At 61.2% G+C, this 17,994-nt stretch carries 18 protein-coding genes; 12 read left to right on the forward strand and 6 right to left on the reverse strand.

From position 1 onward, the window contains the following. Nucleotides 1-21 precede the first annotated feature (21 nt). Nucleotides 22-177 carry a hypothetical protein gene (locus tag BLW08_RS23780; RefSeq protein ID WP_175538537.1) on the reverse strand — a complete coding sequence of 52 codons (156 nt, stop codon included), beginning with the start codon at nucleotides 175-177 and terminating at the stop codon, nucleotides 22-24. A 138-nt stretch (nucleotides 178-315) separates the two neighbouring features. Here BLW08_RS23780 and BLW08_RS01180 point away from each other — a divergent pair, with 138 nt between their 5' ends. The 4 genes from BLW08_RS01180 (at nucleotide 316) to BLW08_RS01195 (ending at nucleotide 5,410) form a co-directional block, all read left to right on the forward strand. Then, nucleotides 316-516, forward strand: a complete 201-nt coding sequence (locus BLW08_RS01180) for a hypothetical protein (protein ID WP_091322916.1) — start codon at nucleotides 316-318, stop codon at nucleotides 514-516. A 399-nt stretch (nucleotides 517-915) separates the two neighbouring features. After that, on the forward strand, nucleotides 916-1,119 hold the full coding sequence (locus tag BLW08_RS01185) for a transcription antiterminator/RNA stability regulator CspE (RefSeq protein ID WP_011773907.1): 204 nt from the start codon (nucleotides 916-918) through the stop codon (nucleotides 1,117-1,119). 403 nt (nucleotides 1,120-1,522) lie between these two features. Continuing rightward, nucleotides 1,523-4,075, forward strand: coding sequence for a helix-turn-helix transcriptional regulator (locus tag BLW08_RS01190; RefSeq protein WP_254779610.1), 2,553 nt, complete (start codon nucleotides 1,523-1,525; stop codon nucleotides 4,073-4,075). An 81-nt stretch (nucleotides 4,076-4,156) separates the two neighbouring features. Further along, nucleotides 4,157-5,410, forward strand: coding sequence for an APC family permease (locus BLW08_RS01195; RefSeq protein ID WP_091322919.1), 1,254 nt, complete (start codon nucleotides 4,157-4,159; stop codon nucleotides 5,408-5,410). Between the two features lie 38 nt (nucleotides 5,411-5,448). On the opposite strand, the gene BLW08_RS01200 is transcribed toward BLW08_RS01195, so the two are convergent. Continuing rightward, nucleotides 5,449-6,735 carry an MFS transporter gene (locus tag BLW08_RS01200; protein WP_091322921.1) on the reverse strand — a complete coding sequence of 429 codons (1,287 nt, stop codon included), beginning with the start codon at nucleotides 6,733-6,735 and terminating at the stop codon, nucleotides 5,449-5,451. Nucleotides 6,736-7,085: 350 nt separating this feature from the next. On the opposite strand from BLW08_RS01200, the gene BLW08_RS01205 reads away from it, so the two are divergent. After that, nucleotides 7,086-7,769, forward strand: coding sequence for a nucleoside/nucleotide kinase family protein (locus BLW08_RS01205; RefSeq protein WP_091322923.1), 684 nt, complete (start codon nucleotides 7,086-7,088; stop codon nucleotides 7,767-7,769). Nucleotides 7,770-7,781: 12 nt separating this feature from the next. Here the strand turns inward: BLW08_RS01205 and BLW08_RS01210 are convergent, their stop codons facing one another. After that, nucleotides 7,782-9,185: a UDP-glucose dehydrogenase family protein gene (locus BLW08_RS01210; RefSeq protein ID WP_254779611.1), complete on the reverse strand. Its 1,404-nt coding sequence runs from the start codon at nucleotides 9,183-9,185 to the stop codon at nucleotides 7,782-7,784. Next, nucleotides 9,182-10,351: a glycosyltransferase family 4 protein gene (locus tag BLW08_RS01215; RefSeq protein ID WP_091322925.1), complete on the reverse strand. Its 1,170-nt coding sequence runs from the start codon at nucleotides 10,349-10,351 to the stop codon at nucleotides 9,182-9,184. Before BLW08_RS01215 ends, BLW08_RS01210 begins: the two co-directional genes overlap by 4 nt. A 507-nt stretch (nucleotides 10,352-10,858) precedes the next feature. On the opposite strand from BLW08_RS01215, the gene BLW08_RS23600 reads away from it, so the two are divergent. After that, entirely contained in the window at nucleotides 10,859-11,422 is a 564-nt protein-coding gene (locus tag BLW08_RS23600) for an SLATT domain-containing protein (RefSeq protein WP_139244848.1), read from the forward strand. Between the two features lie 169 nt (nucleotides 11,423-11,591). Beyond that, nucleotides 11,592-12,800, forward strand: coding sequence for a reverse transcriptase domain-containing protein (locus BLW08_RS01220; protein WP_254779641.1), 1,209 nt, complete (start codon nucleotides 11,592-11,594; stop codon nucleotides 12,798-12,800). A gap of 37 nt (nucleotides 12,801-12,837) precedes the next feature. Here BLW08_RS01220 and BLW08_RS01225 read toward each other — a convergent pair whose 3' ends face one another. Beyond that, nucleotides 12,838-13,326, reverse strand: coding sequence for a MerR family transcriptional regulator (locus tag BLW08_RS01225; protein WP_091322928.1), 489 nt, complete (start codon nucleotides 13,324-13,326; stop codon nucleotides 12,838-12,840). A gap of 135 nt (nucleotides 13,327-13,461) precedes the next feature. On the opposite strand from BLW08_RS01225, the gene BLW08_RS01230 reads away from it, so the two are divergent. The 5 genes from BLW08_RS01230 (at nucleotide 13,462) to BLW08_RS01250 (ending at nucleotide 17,519) form a co-directional block, all read left to right on the forward strand. Then, the gene (locus BLW08_RS01230) at nucleotides 13,462-13,884 is read left to right on the forward strand and encodes an Hsp20/alpha crystallin family protein (RefSeq protein WP_026005349.1); all 423 of its coding nucleotides are present in this window, start codon (nucleotides 13,462-13,464) and stop codon (nucleotides 13,882-13,884) included. 228 nt (nucleotides 13,885-14,112) lie between these two features. Then, nucleotides 14,113-14,502: a J domain-containing protein gene (locus BLW08_RS01235; RefSeq protein WP_091322930.1), complete on the forward strand. Its 390-nt coding sequence runs from the start codon at nucleotides 14,113-14,115 to the stop codon at nucleotides 14,500-14,502. Continuing rightward, nucleotides 14,499-14,876, forward strand: coding sequence for a hypothetical protein (locus tag BLW08_RS01240; RefSeq protein ID WP_090820108.1), 378 nt, complete (start codon nucleotides 14,499-14,501; stop codon nucleotides 14,874-14,876). The genes BLW08_RS01235 and BLW08_RS01240 overlap by 4 nt, the downstream gene beginning before the upstream one ends. Before the next feature lie 156 nt (nucleotides 14,877-15,032). Continuing rightward, entirely contained in the window at nucleotides 15,033-15,863 is an 831-nt protein-coding gene (locus BLW08_RS01245; protein ID WP_091322932.1) for a VOC family protein, read from the forward strand. A 324-nt stretch (nucleotides 15,864-16,187) separates the two neighbouring features. Then, nucleotides 16,188-17,519 (forward strand): cell division protein PerM, encoded by a 1,332-nt coding sequence (locus BLW08_RS01250; RefSeq protein WP_090820098.1) that lies wholly within the window; start codon nucleotides 16,188-16,190, stop codon nucleotides 17,517-17,519. A gap of 25 nt (nucleotides 17,520-17,544) precedes the next feature. Here BLW08_RS01250 and BLW08_RS01255 read toward each other — a convergent pair whose 3' ends face one another. Beyond that, on the reverse strand, nucleotides 17,545-17,994 hold the full coding sequence (locus tag BLW08_RS01255; RefSeq protein ID WP_091322934.1) for a hypothetical protein: 450 nt from the start codon (nucleotides 17,992-17,994) through the stop codon (nucleotides 17,545-17,547).

The raw sequence follows: 17,994 nt of genomic DNA on the forward strand, positions 1-17,994 counted from the left end.
GGACGGCCGGATGTGGGTTAACTATTGGCCCTGCGCCTCGAAGAATGCGGCAAGTTCGTCGTCCGTTGGCTCACGGATCTCGACGGGCGTCGTAGCGGGGGTGGGCGGCAGGAAATCGTTGATGGACGTTTGACCTTCCAGCTGGGGAATTGGTTCAAACGCGGTGTTGTCTGCCATCTTGTGCTCCTCGTTCAGATCCGCTCAGACCACCCTATTGGGCTCCGCCGCACTTGCGCGGATACGCGGCCGCAGGATGCCGCGTGTGTTCAAAGGACGTAGGCTTTCGGGAAATGAATCTGGGGGGATGATTTGCTTATGTCGACCGCAATCGTGATTCGGGTACTGGACATCACAATGTGGGTGATGATCGTTCTCAGTCTGTTTCTGCTGTTCAGCGGCCTTCTCAACAACTTCTGGGCAACGGTGTGCCTCATAGGGACTGCCGCTCCATCAATTACCAGTTGGGTGATCAAGGACAGGCTCCAAGGCGCAACCAAAGGTGACGATTCGCAGTAACGCCGGCGTTGGAGGCGACGGGCTTCCCGTGGTGGTCACCTGGCGGGTTTGCTCGGGATCACTTGGAGAGGGCCAGGATATTCGGTTCGAACGATGGATGTGGCAGGGCAGCCGCCACCATTTCAGCTTCGCGTTCTGCCCTGCGAGGGCAGCGCAGAAGGCGGCCCAAATGCCTGAGTTTGCCCCTCCGGAACACATCCGATGGATAAATATTGCCCAGCACTAGCTATCTGCTCAGAACTCTGTAGACTTGACGGTGTTGTTGTGTTTGGCATTTGGTAGTTCAGGCAGTCCCCACGGTCCCTCTGGATCGTGACCTTCTGAAGTAACGGTGGAGAACACCCCACACCGGAGACCCGAAAGTCGGGAGAATCTCCACCTTCAGTAAGGACTGAAAAAATGGCTACAGGTACCGTGAAATGGTTCAACTCCGAAAAGGGCTTCGGCTTCATCTCTCCTGAAGATGGCAGCCAGGACGTTTTCGCTCACTACTCTGCGATCAACTCCTCGGGCTACCGCTCCCTCGAAGAGAACCAGAAGGTTTCCTTCGACGTCGAGCAGGGCCCCAAGGGTCCCCAGGCAGTAAACATCCAGGCTATCTAGTCTTCGGATAACTAAAAAGCGGGGCCGGTCATTGACCGGCCCTGCTTTTTTGTCTGCCGTCTAATAGAAGATATCTACTAGTCCTAAAAAGTGCTTTAGAACATATATCCACATAGTGAATTACACCGCTGTAATTCACCCCAGCCGTCCGTAGCGTGGAGATCAAGCAATCACCACGGCAAGGGGTCCTGATGAACAACCCGATCACTCCACCAACGGCACAGCACCTACTGCTCCAGCACCTAGATCACCCCGCCGAGCACCTAGTTTCACCCAAATCAGCACCTAAACAGGCCCAAAGTGGCCTGTGCAAGGCTGTTTTGCCACCTAGTCCTGTTTTCTCGATCTAGCCTGCGAGGTGAGCCGCATGTCGGGCATCCAGAGAAACAGAAGGTCAGATCGAGTGTTCGATTCAGAGGTTCAGCGAATCCTCGACTTTGTTGCGCGCGGCATAGGCGTGCGGGTTGCGGGTGCACCTGGAAGCGGTAAGACCACTGTGGTCCGTAGCGTCGTCGCTAACCTGCGGAAGACGGGCGTCACTGTCCACTTCATCAGCGGGATGCGCACTCACCGCAACATCCCTTACGCCGCCATCAAGGGACTCGGACTGGAGATGAGGCCCGGGCGCAGCGGCGTCCTGGACATCGCTGATGTGTTTTCGAGCCAGTTGGCCAGTGCCGGGAAGCATCTGTTGGTGGTTGACGATCTTCACTTGGTAGACAACGAGTCACTGGCAGTCCTGGAGGCTGTGAGGCGGCGGTCGGACTGGCCCATGGTGGCTACGGCCCCCGAAACCTGGGCGTTCTCAAGAGGCCAGTTGGCGGTGCTCAACAATGGTCGCGAGGCTCATCTCCAGCTGGATCCCCTTCACTACGAGCAGGTTCACACGCTGATCGCCCAAGTACTGGGTGCGCCTGCCGATGCAGAAACAACGGCCCGGGTCCTCACAAAGTCCGGCGGAAATCCGCGGCTCATAGTGCGGATCGCGGAGACCGCATCGCTCAGCAACCTCGTTGCCATGCAGGGCGAGCAGTGGAGCATGACCACCAACACCCTGTGGAATGAGCATTTACGCGGAACCTTGGAGGCCCTGCTGGCTGAACTGGGCCCGGAGGAGTTCAACGCGCTCCACATCATGGCGATCCTGGGAACGGCCCGGATCGATGTCCTGCAGAAGGTGGTCCATCCCGACGTCCTGGAGAGCCTGGAACGCCGGGGTTTCCTGTCCGTCCTGAACGATCACCACAATGGTGCGATCGGCGCCATCACCCCACCGGTGATCGCAGACTACTTCCGAGGCCAGAAGATGCTCCGCGACAGGCACCTCCTCAGAAGCAAAATCGCCGGAGTCCTGGATGCCGTACCGCAAACGGACCGCGATACATCCACGACGGCTGACTGCCTGACCCTGGTGCTCGCTGAACTGCGCCTCGAAAAAGGGGACGACGACGCTGTCACGGCTCGCCATTTCCACGATCACAACGCCGCGCGTGAACGGGTTCGTTTCGAACGATGGGAATCGAATAAGACGGCGGCAAACGCGGCGGCGCTGCTTCGGATCTACTGGGGTGCTCCGGTGGACGTTCAACGCGCCTCCCGCGTCTGTGCAGAAACAATGACTTCCGACGCCGGCTCAGGAGACCTGCTGTTCGTCACCATCACCAAGGCCATGCTCGCGGTCCACACCGGACAAGGGCCGGGAGCCGCCGTCGAGATCCTCCAGAAGTTCGCTGCCGACCATCCTCAGCACGCGGCTGAGGCCGGGGACGCCATCCTTTTCCTCAGTGCCTCCCATGGCAGGGTGCCTTCGGGCTCGTGGCTTGTGGAACCTGAACAACAGTCCTCGGGAGTGGGGAAGTTGGTGAGAGGCCTCATTGAGCTGTACCGCTTCCGGCCCGCGGCAGCCCTGGAATCAACTGATGGTGGGGACGAAGAGGACACCTTCCCACACCTCCGTCCCTTCATTCGTGGGTTCGCACTGTTTGCCGAAGGGCGGATTGAGGAGTCACTGGTCTTTGCGCTCGACTGGCGGACCGAAGCCCGGAAGAACCTGGACCAGTTCGGTGTGGTGACCAGCAGCTACATCGCCGCTCACGGCTTGCTCTACCGTGGCCAGTTCGAAGAAGCCGAATATCTCATGAGCAGCGTCTTTGCGATGGGCCGGCCGGGTTTCGTGGTCGATTCCCTCTACGATGCCATGCTACGGCTGGCCGGACTTCGCCATACCGCCACGGCCATTTCGCCGGCGCTGTCCATAGCTGCACAGGCGCGGGCTGAAGCACCCGACGTCGGTCCCTTGCCTGGTATCGGCAAGGGAGCCTACCAAGTCATCACGAACGACAGCGCCAAGCCTTCAACATTCGATCGCAAGGCCACAAAATTCATTCGGCGTCAGCTCAAGAGCGGCTACATCCTCGAAGCAGTGATGACTGCGCTCGTCTGCACCTGCCTGTGCCCGGGCCGTCCTGTTCTGGACATACTCCAGAGAATCCTCCGGGAAAGCGGCAGCACTGTCCACGATCAGCTCATTGGAATTGCCAACGCGGTGGTTGAGGGCGACCACAAGTTGCTGGGCCTGCTCCTCAAGCACTACGAGCCTGATCCCGACACCTACCAAGTTGGCATGCTGCTCCGGGGAGCACTCAAACGGCACGTGATCGACGGCGATGCCGCGGCGGCTGATGCGATTGCCCAAGCATCGTCCATGTTCGCCGTGAGGTTCCCCTCCGCCAACGAACAGCTCTCCTTCAACACGTTCAGTACCACTCCACTGACCGAGAGGGAGATTGAAGTTGCCATGCTGGCAGGCCACCGGTCCAATGTTGAAATCGGGGAACATCTGGGCATCAGTGCCAGGACCGTGGAGAACCACATCTCCAACGCGCTGCGTAAGACCGGTGCGACGTCCCGTAACGGCCTCTTCATGCTGGTGGCTACTTCACTACCGCTGAGCTGAGCCGGGATAGGCTGACAGCAATTCCCGACGCCGGTCCCAAGGTTTCAGTTCCGATCCCGGCTCCCAGCATGAAGGGTTTCCGTGAGTAATTCCCCGGCCTTGGCCCGTCGGCTCGGCACCTTCGATGCCTCCCTGATTGGGCTTGGCTCAATGATCGGCGCAGGCGTATTCGCAGCATTTACCCCAGCCGCTGCCGCTGCGGGATCGGGGCTGCTGGTGGGACTCGTGGTGGCCGCCTTCGTAGCCTTTTGCAACGCCACGTCATCCGCACAGCTCGCTGCCGCCTATCCAACGTCCGGCGGTACGTATGTATACGGTCGCGAACGGCTCGGTCCGTGGCCCGGGTTCCTGGCCGGCTGGGGCTTCGTCATTGGCAAGACTGCCAGCGCAGCAGCCATGGCCATGACGTTCGCTGCCTATGCCGCACCGCAAGGTTGGGAGCGCCCAGTGGCGATTGCCGCCGTCGTGGTATTGACCGCTGTGAACTACCACGGTGTCACCCGAACAGCGGGCCTTACCCGGATCCTCGTGGTCGGAGTCCTGGCGGCGCTGGCCATTGCCGTTGCCGCCGTGTGGGGTGGTTCCGGCCCCGACGTCGGCACCATGGCGGGGGAAGGGCTGGTGGCGAGCGGCTGGTACGGCATCCTGCAATCGGCCGGGCTGCTGTTCTTCGCGTTCGCCGGATACGCGAGGATCGCGACCATGGGCGAGGAAGTACGGGCGCCGAGGCGCACCATTCCCCGGGCCATCAGCATCGCCTTGGGGATCACCATCGTCATCTACGCCGTCATCGCCGTCACCCTGCTGGCTGCCCTTGGACCCGAGGGAGTGGCCGAAACGCCAACCCCAATGGCCGATGCCGTGAGCGCCGGTTCGATGTCATGGTCAACGCCCGTGGTTCGGGTTGGTGCCGCCATCGCGTCGCTGGGAGCACTCTTGGCACTCATTGCCGGGCTGGGAAGAACCAGCCTGGCCATGGCGCGGGAGCATGACCTGCCGAGCTGGCTCGCCGCTGTCCACCCACGCTACAAAGTGCCGCACCGGGCCGAGATCACTCTCGCCGTGGTGATTTGCGTGATCGTTGCCCTGGCTGACCTGCGCGGGGCAATCGGCTTCTCATCATTTGGGGTGCTGCTCTATTACCTGGTTGCCAATATCGCGGCGTACACTCAGCCGGCTCACGACCGACGGTATCCGAAGGCCCTTCAGATCACAGGTGCCCTGGCATGCGTGGCCTTGGTTGCAACGCTGCCGCCGCTTTCAGTGGGGCTGGGTGTGCTGATGTTCGCGGTGGGTATTGTGTACCGATTGCTGAGGCTTCGGGCTGCGCGGTGAAGCCGTGGGCGGTGCTGACGTCATGCGTGCCGCTCCAGTCAGGCCAGGTCCTGCGCGTGGCGATTCGGCAGGAACCGCCGAATCGCCACAGCCGAAACCAAAGCGAGCACAGCGGTGAACAGCCACGGTGAGGATGCCGCCGTCGACGGTTGCTCGGCTAGTTGGTACAGAGGCCCCATGGCCGTGTTCCCCACCAACACCATCGCGCCACCGCAACTGGCCAACAAACCGTAATACGCGCCAGTGGGGCGACCGTCCGCGAAGTCCATGACGAGTCGCATCGCCGTCGGGGTGGCGCACATATTGCCCAAGCACAGTCCGGTCACAAGCACGACGGCGGGAAGGGCTTCCAGCGCAGCGGCAGGAGGCTGGGCGGCCAGTACCGCGACGGAGACGAAACCGGCGGCCTTCAGCCCGAGTCCCAGAGTCAGGGCATTGCGCTCGCCGAACCGGCGCATGAGCTTGGCTATGGGCCACTGGAGGCTCACTGTGAGGATCGAGGCGTAAGCGAAGATGGATCCAAGGGCGCCGGCGTCGAGGCCGCTGCGGCGGAGCTCGACCGGCAATCCGAAGTACAACTGATTATGCGCCAGCAAGCTCACGCTGAAGAAGCATGCGAAGGCTACAAATCGTTTGTCCCGGAGGCAGGCGAGAAGCTGGTGGTTTTGGGCTTCCATCCCCGGGGCTCGTCGGCCATGAACCCGGTCACGTGGCAGGAAGCGCCAAAAGATGAATGCCATGGTGGTGAAGATCGCTGAAGCTACGTAGAGGGATACTTCGAAGCCGAATCCCAGTAACAGGCTGCCCAGTAGTGGACCGACCACCGCGCCGAACTCGCCAACAATGACTAACGATGCGAAGAGCGTTGGGCGGTGTTTGGCCGTCGGCTCGCGACGTTCCTCGGCTGCCGCCACAAGGCTCTCCAGCGCGGGAGAGAACAGCGCGCCTCCGATGCCGGTAACGATTGCCCCGGCCAGGAAGAGTGCGAAATTGTCGGCGGCGGCCAGCAGCAGGTAACCGGTCACTCGGACGAGGCATCCCGTGACCATCGTGTACCGGGCACCCCAGCGGTCTGCGATGGCACCGCCTGCCAGGAACATTCCTTGTTGTGCGAACGTCCGTGCCCCAAGAACAACACCGATGGCTACAGCGCTCATGGCGAAGTCGTTGGACATCGTGATGGCGATGAACGGCACCACTGAATAGAAACCGATGTTGAAAATCAGTTGGCTGGAGAGAAGGAGCCGAGGGTTTGGCCTGGCAGGGGCTGCAGGCGCCGGGGCGGTGGTGCCTGGTGAGTCTGTGGTGCTCTTGGCGGGGTTCATCAACGGCTTTCCTCGAGGGCTTGCTCGTTGAGACTATCAATAATCGTTCTCGTTAACCCGCGTGAAGATGTGAGGCTGGGCACGACTCCACCTGGGGGTAGGTGGGTGGAGCCGTGCCGCAGGTGCCTCCTACGCCTGGAACAGGTGGGGCTCCGGCCGGACACCGGGACTCCCGTTCCGGAGGCACATAAGGAGACTAAGGCCTGATTTTGGGCTCTAGGTGGTCAAATCCAGCAAACTAGGTGCTCGCTGGCTCCGGAATGAGGGTGAGAATCCGAGAATTTAGGTGCTGCCGCGGGGCGTCTAGGTGGTGGCCCGCCGTCGAGCGTTTCCTGTGCCACGATGGTCGGATGATTGGGGAAAACACTGTTGTGAGGCGTGAGCTCTTGAGGCTCTTGGCCCAGGAAATGCTGGCCTGTGGTCCGGGACGTCAGTTGGTTGCCATCGATGGCGTGGACGGGAGCGGAAAATCAACCTTTGCAAGGGAGCTTGCCCACGCCATACCGGACCGACCCGTTGTGACCATCCACGTGGATGACTTCCTCAACCTCCAAGAAGAACGGCACCGACGCGGGCGCACTTCGCCGCTGGGTTTCTGGCTCGATACCTACAACTACGCAGCTTTGACTGAGAACGTGCTGGAACCCTTGGGAAAGGGCGGGACCGGAGAATATCGCGCGGCAGTCACGGACCTCCAAGCGGACGTCACTATCGAGCTCGCCCCACGGGAGGCCCCGGACAATGCACTCGTCCTGGTTGAGGGCATGTTCCTTCATCGCGCCGAACTGCTCGGCTGGTGGGACTATTCCATCTTTCTGGATGTCCCCTTTGCCGAGACTGCACGGCGGATGGCGCTGAGAGACGGAAGCAACCCGGACCCGGAACATCCCTCCATGCAGCGATATGTGGGTGGTCAGCGGCTCTATTTCGAAAGTGCGCAGCCGTGGCTGCGGGCCACACGGGTCATTGACAATACACATCCGGCCGAGCCGAGGGTGATGTCTCCGCAAGAAGCCAAGGGCCGCCACCGCTAGCGGCGCAGCGAACTAAGCCCGGGCGTGCCGCTTTCCCGCGACGGGAGCCCCGGCAACCCGTGTCGCAGTGTTGCCACGGTCCTCGGCCACCACCGAGGCCCCGGTGCCCAACCCGCGGACCGTCCACCCGGCGCTCCGCCAGGCCTCAGCGTCCAGGACGTTCCGGGCGTCCAGCACCATCCGGCGTCGTACCAGTGACCCAACGACTGAAGGCGACAGCGAAACGTACTCATCCCATTCGGTGAGCAGCAGCACCAGCTCGGCGCCTTCGAGGGCGCGCTTGGTCGAGGCCTCGAAGCGGATTTGTGGGTAACGGATCCAGGCGTTGTTGATGGCTTTGGGGTCGGTGACTGTGACGTGCGCGCCGGCGGCGGCGAGTTGCTGGGCGACGTCCAGGGCGGGGGAGTCGCGGATGTCGTCGGTATCGGGTTTGAACGCGGCGCCGAGAATGGTCACCGTGCGTCCGGACAGGAAGCCGCGGCACATTTCGCGGGCCACCTCCACGGCGCGGGATCGCTGGTCCAGGTTCACAGAATCCACCAAGGCCATCCACTCATCCACCGATGGCACGTCCAGCTCGCGGGCCTGGGCGCGGAAGGACCTGATGTCCTTGGGCAGGCAGCCGCCGCCGAAGCCGAGCCCGGCGTGCAGGTACCGGTTGCCGATGCGCGGGTCCAGGCCCATCGCGTCGCTGAGCTCGCTCACATCGGCGCCCGACGCGTCGCACAGCTCGGCCATCGCGTTGATGAAGCTGACCTTCGTGGCAAGGAACGCGTTGGATGCGGACTTGATGAGCTCCGCCGTCGCGAAATTGCAGACCAGCCGAGGGATGCCGGCGCAGATCAGCGGCTCATACACGGCATCCAGAACGGCAGTGATGGGCGCGACCGCTGCAGCGCCCTTGCCGCCGGGAACGCCGTAAACAAGACGGTCTGGGACCAGCGAATCCTTCACGGCCGTGCCCTGACGCAGGAACTCGGGGTTCCAGCCAAGCAGCACGTCCGAGCGTCGGGCCAGCACAGCGCGGAGCGTCTCCACCGTGCCTACCGGCACTGTTGATTTACCGACGACGGCGGCCCCCTTGGCCAGGTGCGGCAAGAGGCTCCTTGTGGCGCCCATCAGGTAGGAGAGGTCGGCGGTGTCAGAGGTTTTGGACTGCGGGGTGCCCACGCACAGGAAATGGACCTGGGCGTCTGCGGCAGAGGCGAAGTCTGTGGTGAAAACGAGCCGGCCGGTGGTGCGACCGTCCCTGAGGAGCTCATCCAGGCCAGGTTCATGGAACGGTGCCAGCGCCTTGTTGAGCTGCTCAACTTTGGAGGAATCGACGTCGATGCCCACCACGGTGTGGCCCATCGAAGCGAGCGTTGCGGCGTGGACCGCGCCGAGGTAGCCGCAACCGATCACGGAAATCTTCATGAGGAGGTTCCTTTGCTTGAGGTGAACTCGCTGGGCCCGGATGTTCCGATGGGCACACCGGCGATGACTTCGTTGTAATGGCGCACCAGGTCCGCGCTGAGGACAGGCCACGTGCGGCCCTGCACCGACGCGGTTGCTGCCGTGGCGAACGCGCGGCGCTTGGCGTCGTCGCCGATCAAGTCCTGTACGTAACCGCGCAACTGAGCCAGATTTCCGGGCTCATACAGCCACCCCGTGCGTGAGTTTTCCACCAGGTCCAAGGGCCCGCCACGGCCTGTCGCCACCACGGGAACACTGGATGCCATGGCTTCCTGGATGGTTTGGCAGAAAGTCTCGAACTCGCCCGGATGGACGAAAAGATCAAAACCTGCGACGGCCTCCGCCAAAGCATCTCCGCCAAGGAAACCGGCAAAATGGGCGTTCGGCAGTGCCGTCTGGAGGGCCTCACGCTGCGGACCATCGCCAACGATGACCAGCTTGGTGTTCGGCAAATCGGCCAGCACCGCGAGATCTTCAACCTGCTTCTCGACGGCGAGCCGGCCGGCGTAGCCGATGATGCGGTGACCATCGGGTGCTACCGAGCTGCGCCACGCCGTCGAACGTTTCGCAGGGTTGAAACGCGCGGTATCCACACCGCGGCGCCACATGTCCACGCGCAGAATGCCGCGTCCGCGCAACTGGTTCAGCGCGAACGTTGACGGCACCAAGGTACGGGTGGCGAGGAGGTGGATGTTGTCCACACGATTCCAGGCCCAGTTCTCCAGGAACGGCACACCGTAGCGGGCGGCATAGCTGGGAACTTCGGTTTGGTAAATGGCCACAGTGGGGATGCCCAGCTGATGGGCGGCCTGCACGGCGCGCCAGCCGAGGACGAACGGGGAAGCGAGGTGAACGACGTCGGGGGAGAAATCGGCAAGGATTCGCTTGACCCGATTCACACCACCCAACGCAACCCGCACATTCGTGTAGCCGGCCAGCGGCACCGAAGGAAGCCGGTGCACATACGCACCCTTCTCGACGCTCGAAACATCAGTGTCCGAGGTCGACGGCGCGATCACCATCACCTCATCCCCGCGCTCCTGCAGATGCTCCAGCACCCGCAGTATGGAATGGGTTACCCCATTCATCAGTGGCAGGAATGATTCGGCGACGATTGCGATCCTCACGCCTACAACGGTGGTGGCGGCGGTTGGCTCAGCGGGTTCGAACGGGTGGCTTGTGGGGGAAGAGTTGGTTAACAGGTGGGTTGGATGGCTTCCGGCTCATCGAGTAGGACTCAAAAGACGGTCAAGTGGGTGAGGTTACCTTCGAAAGTTGTGGAACACGCTTGAAGCCAGTCCTGCCGGAGCGCGCTGTAGGGCGGTGGTCCGCAAGCTCTAGGACTCGACCGTCGTTGTTCCCAGCTGGTCCCAGCCGGTGATCCGGCTGTCAGCAAAGGATCCTGAGGAATTACACAGGCGTTTCTGGCCTACGTCCATGAGTTGCACTTTAGAGTGGTTGCAATTTGCTAGAATTTACGTTGGTCCGGCCGCTTGCTCACGTGTTGTGGGCAGAACTGAAAATTGGTGGCTTAGAGCCGCTCACCCTCTGGGTGTGCTCGCTTGCGGGTATTGATAGATTGCAAAGCCCTTCGGGAAACCGTTGAGCGGCCGGACTTATGACTAGGAGACGCAATGGGGTCACTGGAAAAGCTGGAGGATCGCTCCTTCAAGTCCTACAAAGGACGCATGCACGCATCTCAAAGACTTGCACTTCGAGACAAAGCATGGAATGCATCCCTTCTTTCGCTTACAGTGGCAACGACAATAGCGTCCGTAGGCTTGCTGGCCGACAGCCGAATGTATGGCTCGGGTGGCCCGACTATCTTCGTCTGCCTCGCCGTCCTATCATTGGTTATTTCGTTGGTTGTTGCAGGTCTCAATTACGGAGCACGTAGTAGGGATCTATTCAACAACTATCGGCGCATTCAGAGACTATCAACGGAAGTTGAGCACCTGCGCACTCGAGACCATGCGCCTGATTATGCCGAAGTCAAGGTTTTGCTAGACCGGTACAACGATCTTCTTGATGATTCAGAGAACCACAATGCCTCTGACTTTGCTCGAGTCGGCAAGTCTGGTAGATGGTCATGGCTTGTGTTGCGGGACAGATCTATCTCGGCACTTCCCTTTGTCACGCTTCTTGTACCAATTGGTGTGCTTGTTCCCTTCGTTCAATGGCTTATGCGTGCTGTCTAGCCACAAGCGTTCACCAAGTCGATACTTTCTTAGTCTAACGGCGCCCACAAATCTTAAAGAGACTTACGCAAGCCATGTTCAGAGTGGTGGCGCCCGAGGTCGAGATGGCGTTGAACCTCATGCTCTAGAGCGCGACATCGGGAACATATCCCAGTTGATCTCCCGAAAGATGCGGGCTGGAACGTATCGATTCACTTCTTATCGTCAACTACTGATCTCAAAAGGTGCCAGTCGCCCGCCCCGTGTCGTGTCGATCTCTACTGCTAGGGACCGGATTGCTCTCAAGTCCTTGGCGTTCCTGATTCAAGCTGTCTTTCCCGAATCTCGAGGCCGAGTGCCGCAGGCTAAGGTGACTCAGCTTAACCTTGCCCTTCAGAAGAATGAGTTTGATGGGTTTGTCCGGTTGGACATTGAGAATTTCTATCCGTCCATCTCACATGCGGCGATCATGCGGACTCTGCGCCAGAAGATTCGAAAGAAGGAAATTCTTGCGCAGATCGAGTGTGCCATCAAGACGCCGACCCTTGCTGACCATGCTCCTCGCTCAGACGTACAAAGTGACCGTGGCGTTCCCCAAGGCCTACCGATATCCAACCTACTTGCTGAGATTGCAATGGAAGAAATTGATCGGCGGTTTGGCACCGATACTCGAATGTTCTATCTTCGTTATGTGGATGATATTGTCATTCTTTGCAATTCGACGGACTCGGTGTCTATTTGTGAAGAGGTAACAAAGGCGTGCTCCGATATCGCGCTTACGGTCCATGATCCACGACTCATTGGATCAAAATCGCAAATTGGTCTGATGTCCGAATCGATTGACTACTTGGGATATGTATTCTCATCCGGAAAAGTAGCAGTCAGGTCGGATAGTGTCAGTAAATTGAAGGCCTCCATTGCCAGGGTCTTCACTCGGTATAAGTACGAAGTTCGTAAGCATGAGGGCGATGATGTGGCCGAGTTGAGGGCCCGCACGGAATGTCTGTGGAAGCTTAAGCTGGTGATAACCGGGTGTCTTTTTGAAGGCAAGCGGCGAGGTTGGCTTCACTATTTCTCGCAGATAGACGACCTTCCCACCCTGAAGGGTCTTGATGCCACGGTCAGGAACTTCGCCCATCGATTCGGGCTGGCTGACGACTTTCTACCGAAGACATTCACTCAAGCATTCTGGAGAATTAACCACGGTGATCCGGGAGACGGTCAGTACATTCCAAACTTTGATTTGTACACACCAGCGCAGATGCGAAAGGTTCTAATCGAAGTTTTTCAAATGGTTGGTGCTGATCATTTTAGCGATGATACTGCGCGCAGGAATTTCCATAGAGAGGTCAAGCGCTTGGCCGATAAACTTGAACACGACATCTCCGGGGTCTCTTGACGTTACTTGGGAGCTGGCGTCACGTGTGCCAGCCACCCTATGGCTGCTCCTGGGTCGGAGCCGTACCCCCACGGTGTCCGGTGGCGCTATCGGTTCTGGGCTCTGCACCCCGAGCCTCCTTCAGATCCTTCCGCAACCCACGGTTATCTTCCCGTAGCCCGCGGTTGTCGTCAGCCAGCCCTTTGTTGTCCTCCGTCAACCCCCGGTTCTCCGCCTCGAGTTCCAGCACCAGCTTCACGCCGGCCAGGTTCAGCCCCTCATCAAGGAGCGCCCCGATCCTGCGCAGCGTCGCGAGGTCGTTTTCGCTGTATCGGCGAGTGCCGCCGTCGGTCCTGCCAGGGGTGAGCAGGCCCTTGCGTTCGTATTGGCGGATGTTCTGCTGCCCGGTGCCAACGAGCTCGGCAGCCACCGAAATCGCGTAGACGCCGCGCGTGCCCGGCCCCGCACCTGAGGTGCCGTGCGCGCCGGAAGCCGACAGTCCGCCGTCGTACTCCTCAGCAGGAGTTCCGCCGTCCGATGCCGCCATCAAGAACCTCCAAAAATCTTCCGGAAAACTACTTGCATCAACTCTCTCACCAGTGCTATAAAAAATCTATACCAGCCACCAGAGATAAGGCTGGCACAACAGAGTCAGCATCAAGACCAAAGGAGTGAGAACCACATGCTGATGCGCACTGACCCGTTCCGAGAATTCGACAGGCTCGCACAACAGGTTTTTGGCACAACAGCACGCCCGGCCGGAATGCCGATGGATGCATGGCAGGAGGACGGACAATTCGTTGTAGCCTTCGATCTGCCAGGGGTGGATCCGCAAACGGTTGACCTCGACGTCGAGCGCAATGTCCTCACCGTAAAGGCAGAACGTAAGTCGCCCGCTGGCGAGAACACCGAGATGATCGCCGCCGAACGCCCCCAAGGCGTCTTCAGCCGCCAACTCATCCTCGGTGACACCTTGGATACCGATGGCGTCCAGGCAAGCTACGACGCCGGGGTGCTCACACTCCGCATCCCCGTTGCCGAGAAGGCCAAGCCGCGGCGCATCGAAATCCAGTCCAGCGGGCAGAGGCAGGAAATTAACGCCTAAACCAGTCCGCCCTGCCGGAAGGCTCACCCGGGGGTGGCGGACCGGCGGGGCGCCGAGCGGGAACAACGGAGGCGGCCGCATCGGAATAGTTGGGCGCAGGCTTCGCGCCACGTCACAGCGTTTTTTAGCGCACATGAAAGCGACCCCCGCCCGTCGTCTCCCGAGTTGATGGCCCCCGGTCCACGCCGGGGGCCATCTCCCAGTCCGCAGCAGGAACCGGAGCAGCAGGTGAGCACCCAACCTGACCACTACGCCACTCTTCACGTGTCGCCGGACGCGACGGCCCGTGAAATCACCCGCGCCTACCGCTCGCTGCTGCGGACGCACCACCCGGACACACGCCAGAGGGTCGACGACGGCGGCACCACCTCCTCGGCCGACCTCCAGGAACTGCACGCCATCATGCAGGCGTACGTCGTTTTGTCGGACCCAGGAAAGCGGGCGGCATACGATCGTGCGCGCAGAACACCCGGTAGTACTGGCGGGACGCCGGTGAAAGTGCGCTTCCACCGCTCCGGGTCCACGGCTCCCCAACGCGAGCAGTCCCCATTGTCGTTTGGACCGTCCCGTTGGGATCCCTCACCCCGCAATCTGAGATCACCGAGGAGTAATCCATGAGCGCTTGGCGTCCCTACGACGGCCACATCATTCCCGCGTTCTACGAACGGTTTGAGAAACGCTGGGGGAGAGGAACGGCCCCGTTCCTGGACCCTGAAGTCCACGAACAGCCCATGCCGCGGGCGCAGTGGATCAACCCGGACACTGGTGCCGCGGTGGCCGTAGTGCCCATATGGACAGACGACCCGGAGCAGAGATCCTTTGGGGTCTTCTACCTTCCACCCGCCGGCGATATCTGGATGCTGCGCCCGGGCCCCACCACTTTTCTGGAGCCGGGCGAGGGCGTCAGCAGGGAACAAGTGACGCTCCGCAACGACGCATTCAAGAAGGCCGTCAACCACGCGAAGGAGTTCATTTACGGGCCGCAGCTTTGAAGAGCGCGCGTTTCTCATCGAGGGATGAGCTCTCGGCTCTCAGTGGGCGCCAAAGTGCGAAAAAGCCTCCCCTCGGCCAGCCTGTAACGCGGACCATTCCTGACCTTATTCAGCCGTAGTCTGAAACCACTGAACCCTCAGGAACAGGAGACAGCCATGACCGTTGCAGACCCGAGCATCAGCACCGTCCCCACCGGCTACTCCAGCGTCAGCCCGTGGCTCATCACCCGCGATACCAATGCCCTTTTCGAGTTCATCACAGCAGCGTTCGGCGCTGAGGAGATCGACCGCGTTGTGGGTGCGGACGGCTCCAAAGGGCATGCGGAAGCGAGGATCGGTGACTCAGTAGTCCTCGCTTTTGATAGCCGACCGCACTGGCCCGCCACGCCGTCGTACCTCCGCCTCTATACGCACGACGCCGATGCCGCCTTCCACGCCGCCCTCGCCGCGGGTGCCACCACGGTTTCCGTCCTGGACAACAGCGCCTGGGGTGACCGCGGTGCCCGCGTCCAGGACCCGCTGGGGAACGTCTTGTGGATCATGTCGCACATGGAGGACGTCCGCGACGACGAAGCCGCTGACCGCTGGCAAGCCCCCCAATACGCGGCCGGCATGAGGTACGCCATTGACTCGCTCCATCGCCACATGACCGGCCAGCCGAAAGCGCCCGTCCCGGACGAGGTGAAGGCCATGGCCCCACTGGTCCGCGCCGACGGCGTCAGCCACATCCCCGCTGGCTATCATTCTGTGGAACCCTGGATCATCTCCCGCAGCACACCCCAACTCCTCGACTTCATCACCACCGCGTTCGGCGCCCAGGAGGAGTTCCGCGTCCCCATGGAAGACGGTTCCATAGGTCATGCGGAGGCCAAGATCGGCGACTCGACAATCCTCGCCTTCGACTCCCGCCCTGATTGGCCCCCGACGCCGGCGTTCGTGCAAGCCATGGAGTACGTGTCCGGCGTCGACTTCTTCGCGAGGGGTTAGTTCCCGGCAGCAAGCCAGCGTGCGGGGTGCCAACAAAAAGAAGGCTGGTGCAGCCTAAGGAGAGAATCCCAAGGCGGCTGCACCAGCTGCTAGTACGACTTTCTGTTATGAGTTGTGACACCTATCCATTGGCCGCTCCTAGTTCCCGGCTTCGATTGTTTCCGGGCCTTTCAACGTCAGCTGTGGGCGGTCATCGCGTGCTCCAGCCGCCCAGTGAGAACACCTCCAATCTTACGGCGGCAATCGGGAAAAAGCGCAGGAATCAGCGGTATTTCAGGGGCGCCTGCCGGGGGAGTGGTGCCCACCGTGGCACGATAGATCACGATGAAACTGCGCGCTGATCAGACCGGAAACCGTGGCCTCCCGATGCCCCTTTGGCTACAGGGTGGTTTGGAAGCGGCGCAGGCAGCCTTCATTTCGGCCATCGTGGTGGTCCTTCCACTGGTGGGGGTGTGGGCCACCGACGGTTTCCAGGACCGTAACGTCGACTCGCTCGCGCGCTTGGCGGGTCAGGCCTGGTTGCTGATTCACGGGGTTCCGTTGGAGTTGGCGCAGGTCAATCTTGGGACAGCCGCCCAGCCGGGCTCCGGCCTGCTGTCCTTGATTCCACTGGGCTTGACGCTCATTCCGTTCCTGCTTGCCTGGCGGGCGGGACGCCGGCTGGCGCGTGCCTCCTACACGGACCAGCTCTGGCAGGCGTTCTTTGGCGCCTTCGTCGTCTACGCCGCGTTCGGTGCCGCCACCGGCTTCGTGTGCCGTACCTCCGAAGTTGTCATCAATCTCTGGCTCGCCATGACGCTCCCGCTGATCTCCTTCGGCCTGGGCATGATCGTAGGTGCCCGACGTGAGGCAGGCTCGTGGAGCCGCCTGATCGGCGTCGACGCCGTTGCCTGGCTCGCCAAGACCAGCCAGCATTCGCGCTGGGCGGGGTCCTATGTGGGATCGGCCCTGAAGGCCGGTTTCGTGGCTGCCATGGCCGCAGTGTGTTTGGCGGCGCTGCTGCTGGCAGTGACCATCGTCTGGCATTGGACGGACATCATCGCCGTCTACGAAGGACTGCAAGCCGGCGCGTTGGGCGGTGCCGTGCTCACCATCGCCCAGCTCGGATTCTTGCCGAACCTGGTGATTTTCGCCTTGGCGTGGTCCTCCGGCGCTGGTTTCTCCCTCGGTGTTGGCTCCACGGCAGGCCCACTTGGCACCGCTGTTGGACCGCTTCCCGCCGTCCCCATTCTCGGCAGCCTCCCCGCGGGTCAGCTGGACGCCGGGGCCATGGCGCTCGCGTTGCCAGTGGTTGCCGGCATCCTGGCAGGCTGGTGGTTCCTACGCGAAGGCGAGAACCATTTTGACGAGTGGCTCTCCATCAAGATCAAAGCCCGCTGGTTCACGGCCACCGTCTCAACCCTGTTCCTGGGCGCCTTCATCGGTGCTGTGGCGGGTCTGCTTGGCGGTGCCCTGGCGTGGATCGCGCGCGGTTCGGCGGGCATTGGCCGACTCACGGAAATCGGACCCCACCCCCTGTGGACGGCGGTCTGGCTGGCCGCGGAGGTGGGCATCGGCGTCGTGATTGGCTACGCAGTGGGGCCGTGGCTGGAACGTCGCCAGAAGCTGCGCGAGGCGAACCTGGACGAAGCAGCGTACGACGACGAACACGCCTAAGCGGGTCTGTTGACTCAGCGCTGGGCTACCTGAGCGGTCCCGGCATCGAGTTCTCGAGCTGCGTGAGGCACTGCGTCTTGGCGGACTCCGTGAGTGCCCCGCGTGAGCAGTCCTGGTACGTGGTGACCTGGTTGAAGAAGAGCGCGGATGTCAGGATCAGCAGGCACATCACGGCCGTGACGATCAGCCCGGAGATGGTCCCGAAAAGAATCAGCCGCGGGTGCTTGTACTTCAACGTCCGCACCAGCACCACAACGCCCAACACCAAGCCTGCGAGTGTCAGAATCGCGCTCAACCACACATAGTTCACGTTCAGGGAGAAGACGAAGAACGCGCCCAAGGCCGACAAAAGGAATGCTCGGAACAAGATTTGGGTCACGCCGAGGGCGGACTTTTCGGCCTCGGAGCGGGGTTGCTGGCTCGGCTTGGGACCGGCGTCGGGATTCATGTTTTCCAGCCTACGCGAGCCGCCCAT

The organism is Arthrobacter sp. cf158, from assembly GCF_900106835.1.
GTDB lineage: Bacteria > Actinomycetota > Actinomycetes > Actinomycetales > Micrococcaceae > Arthrobacter.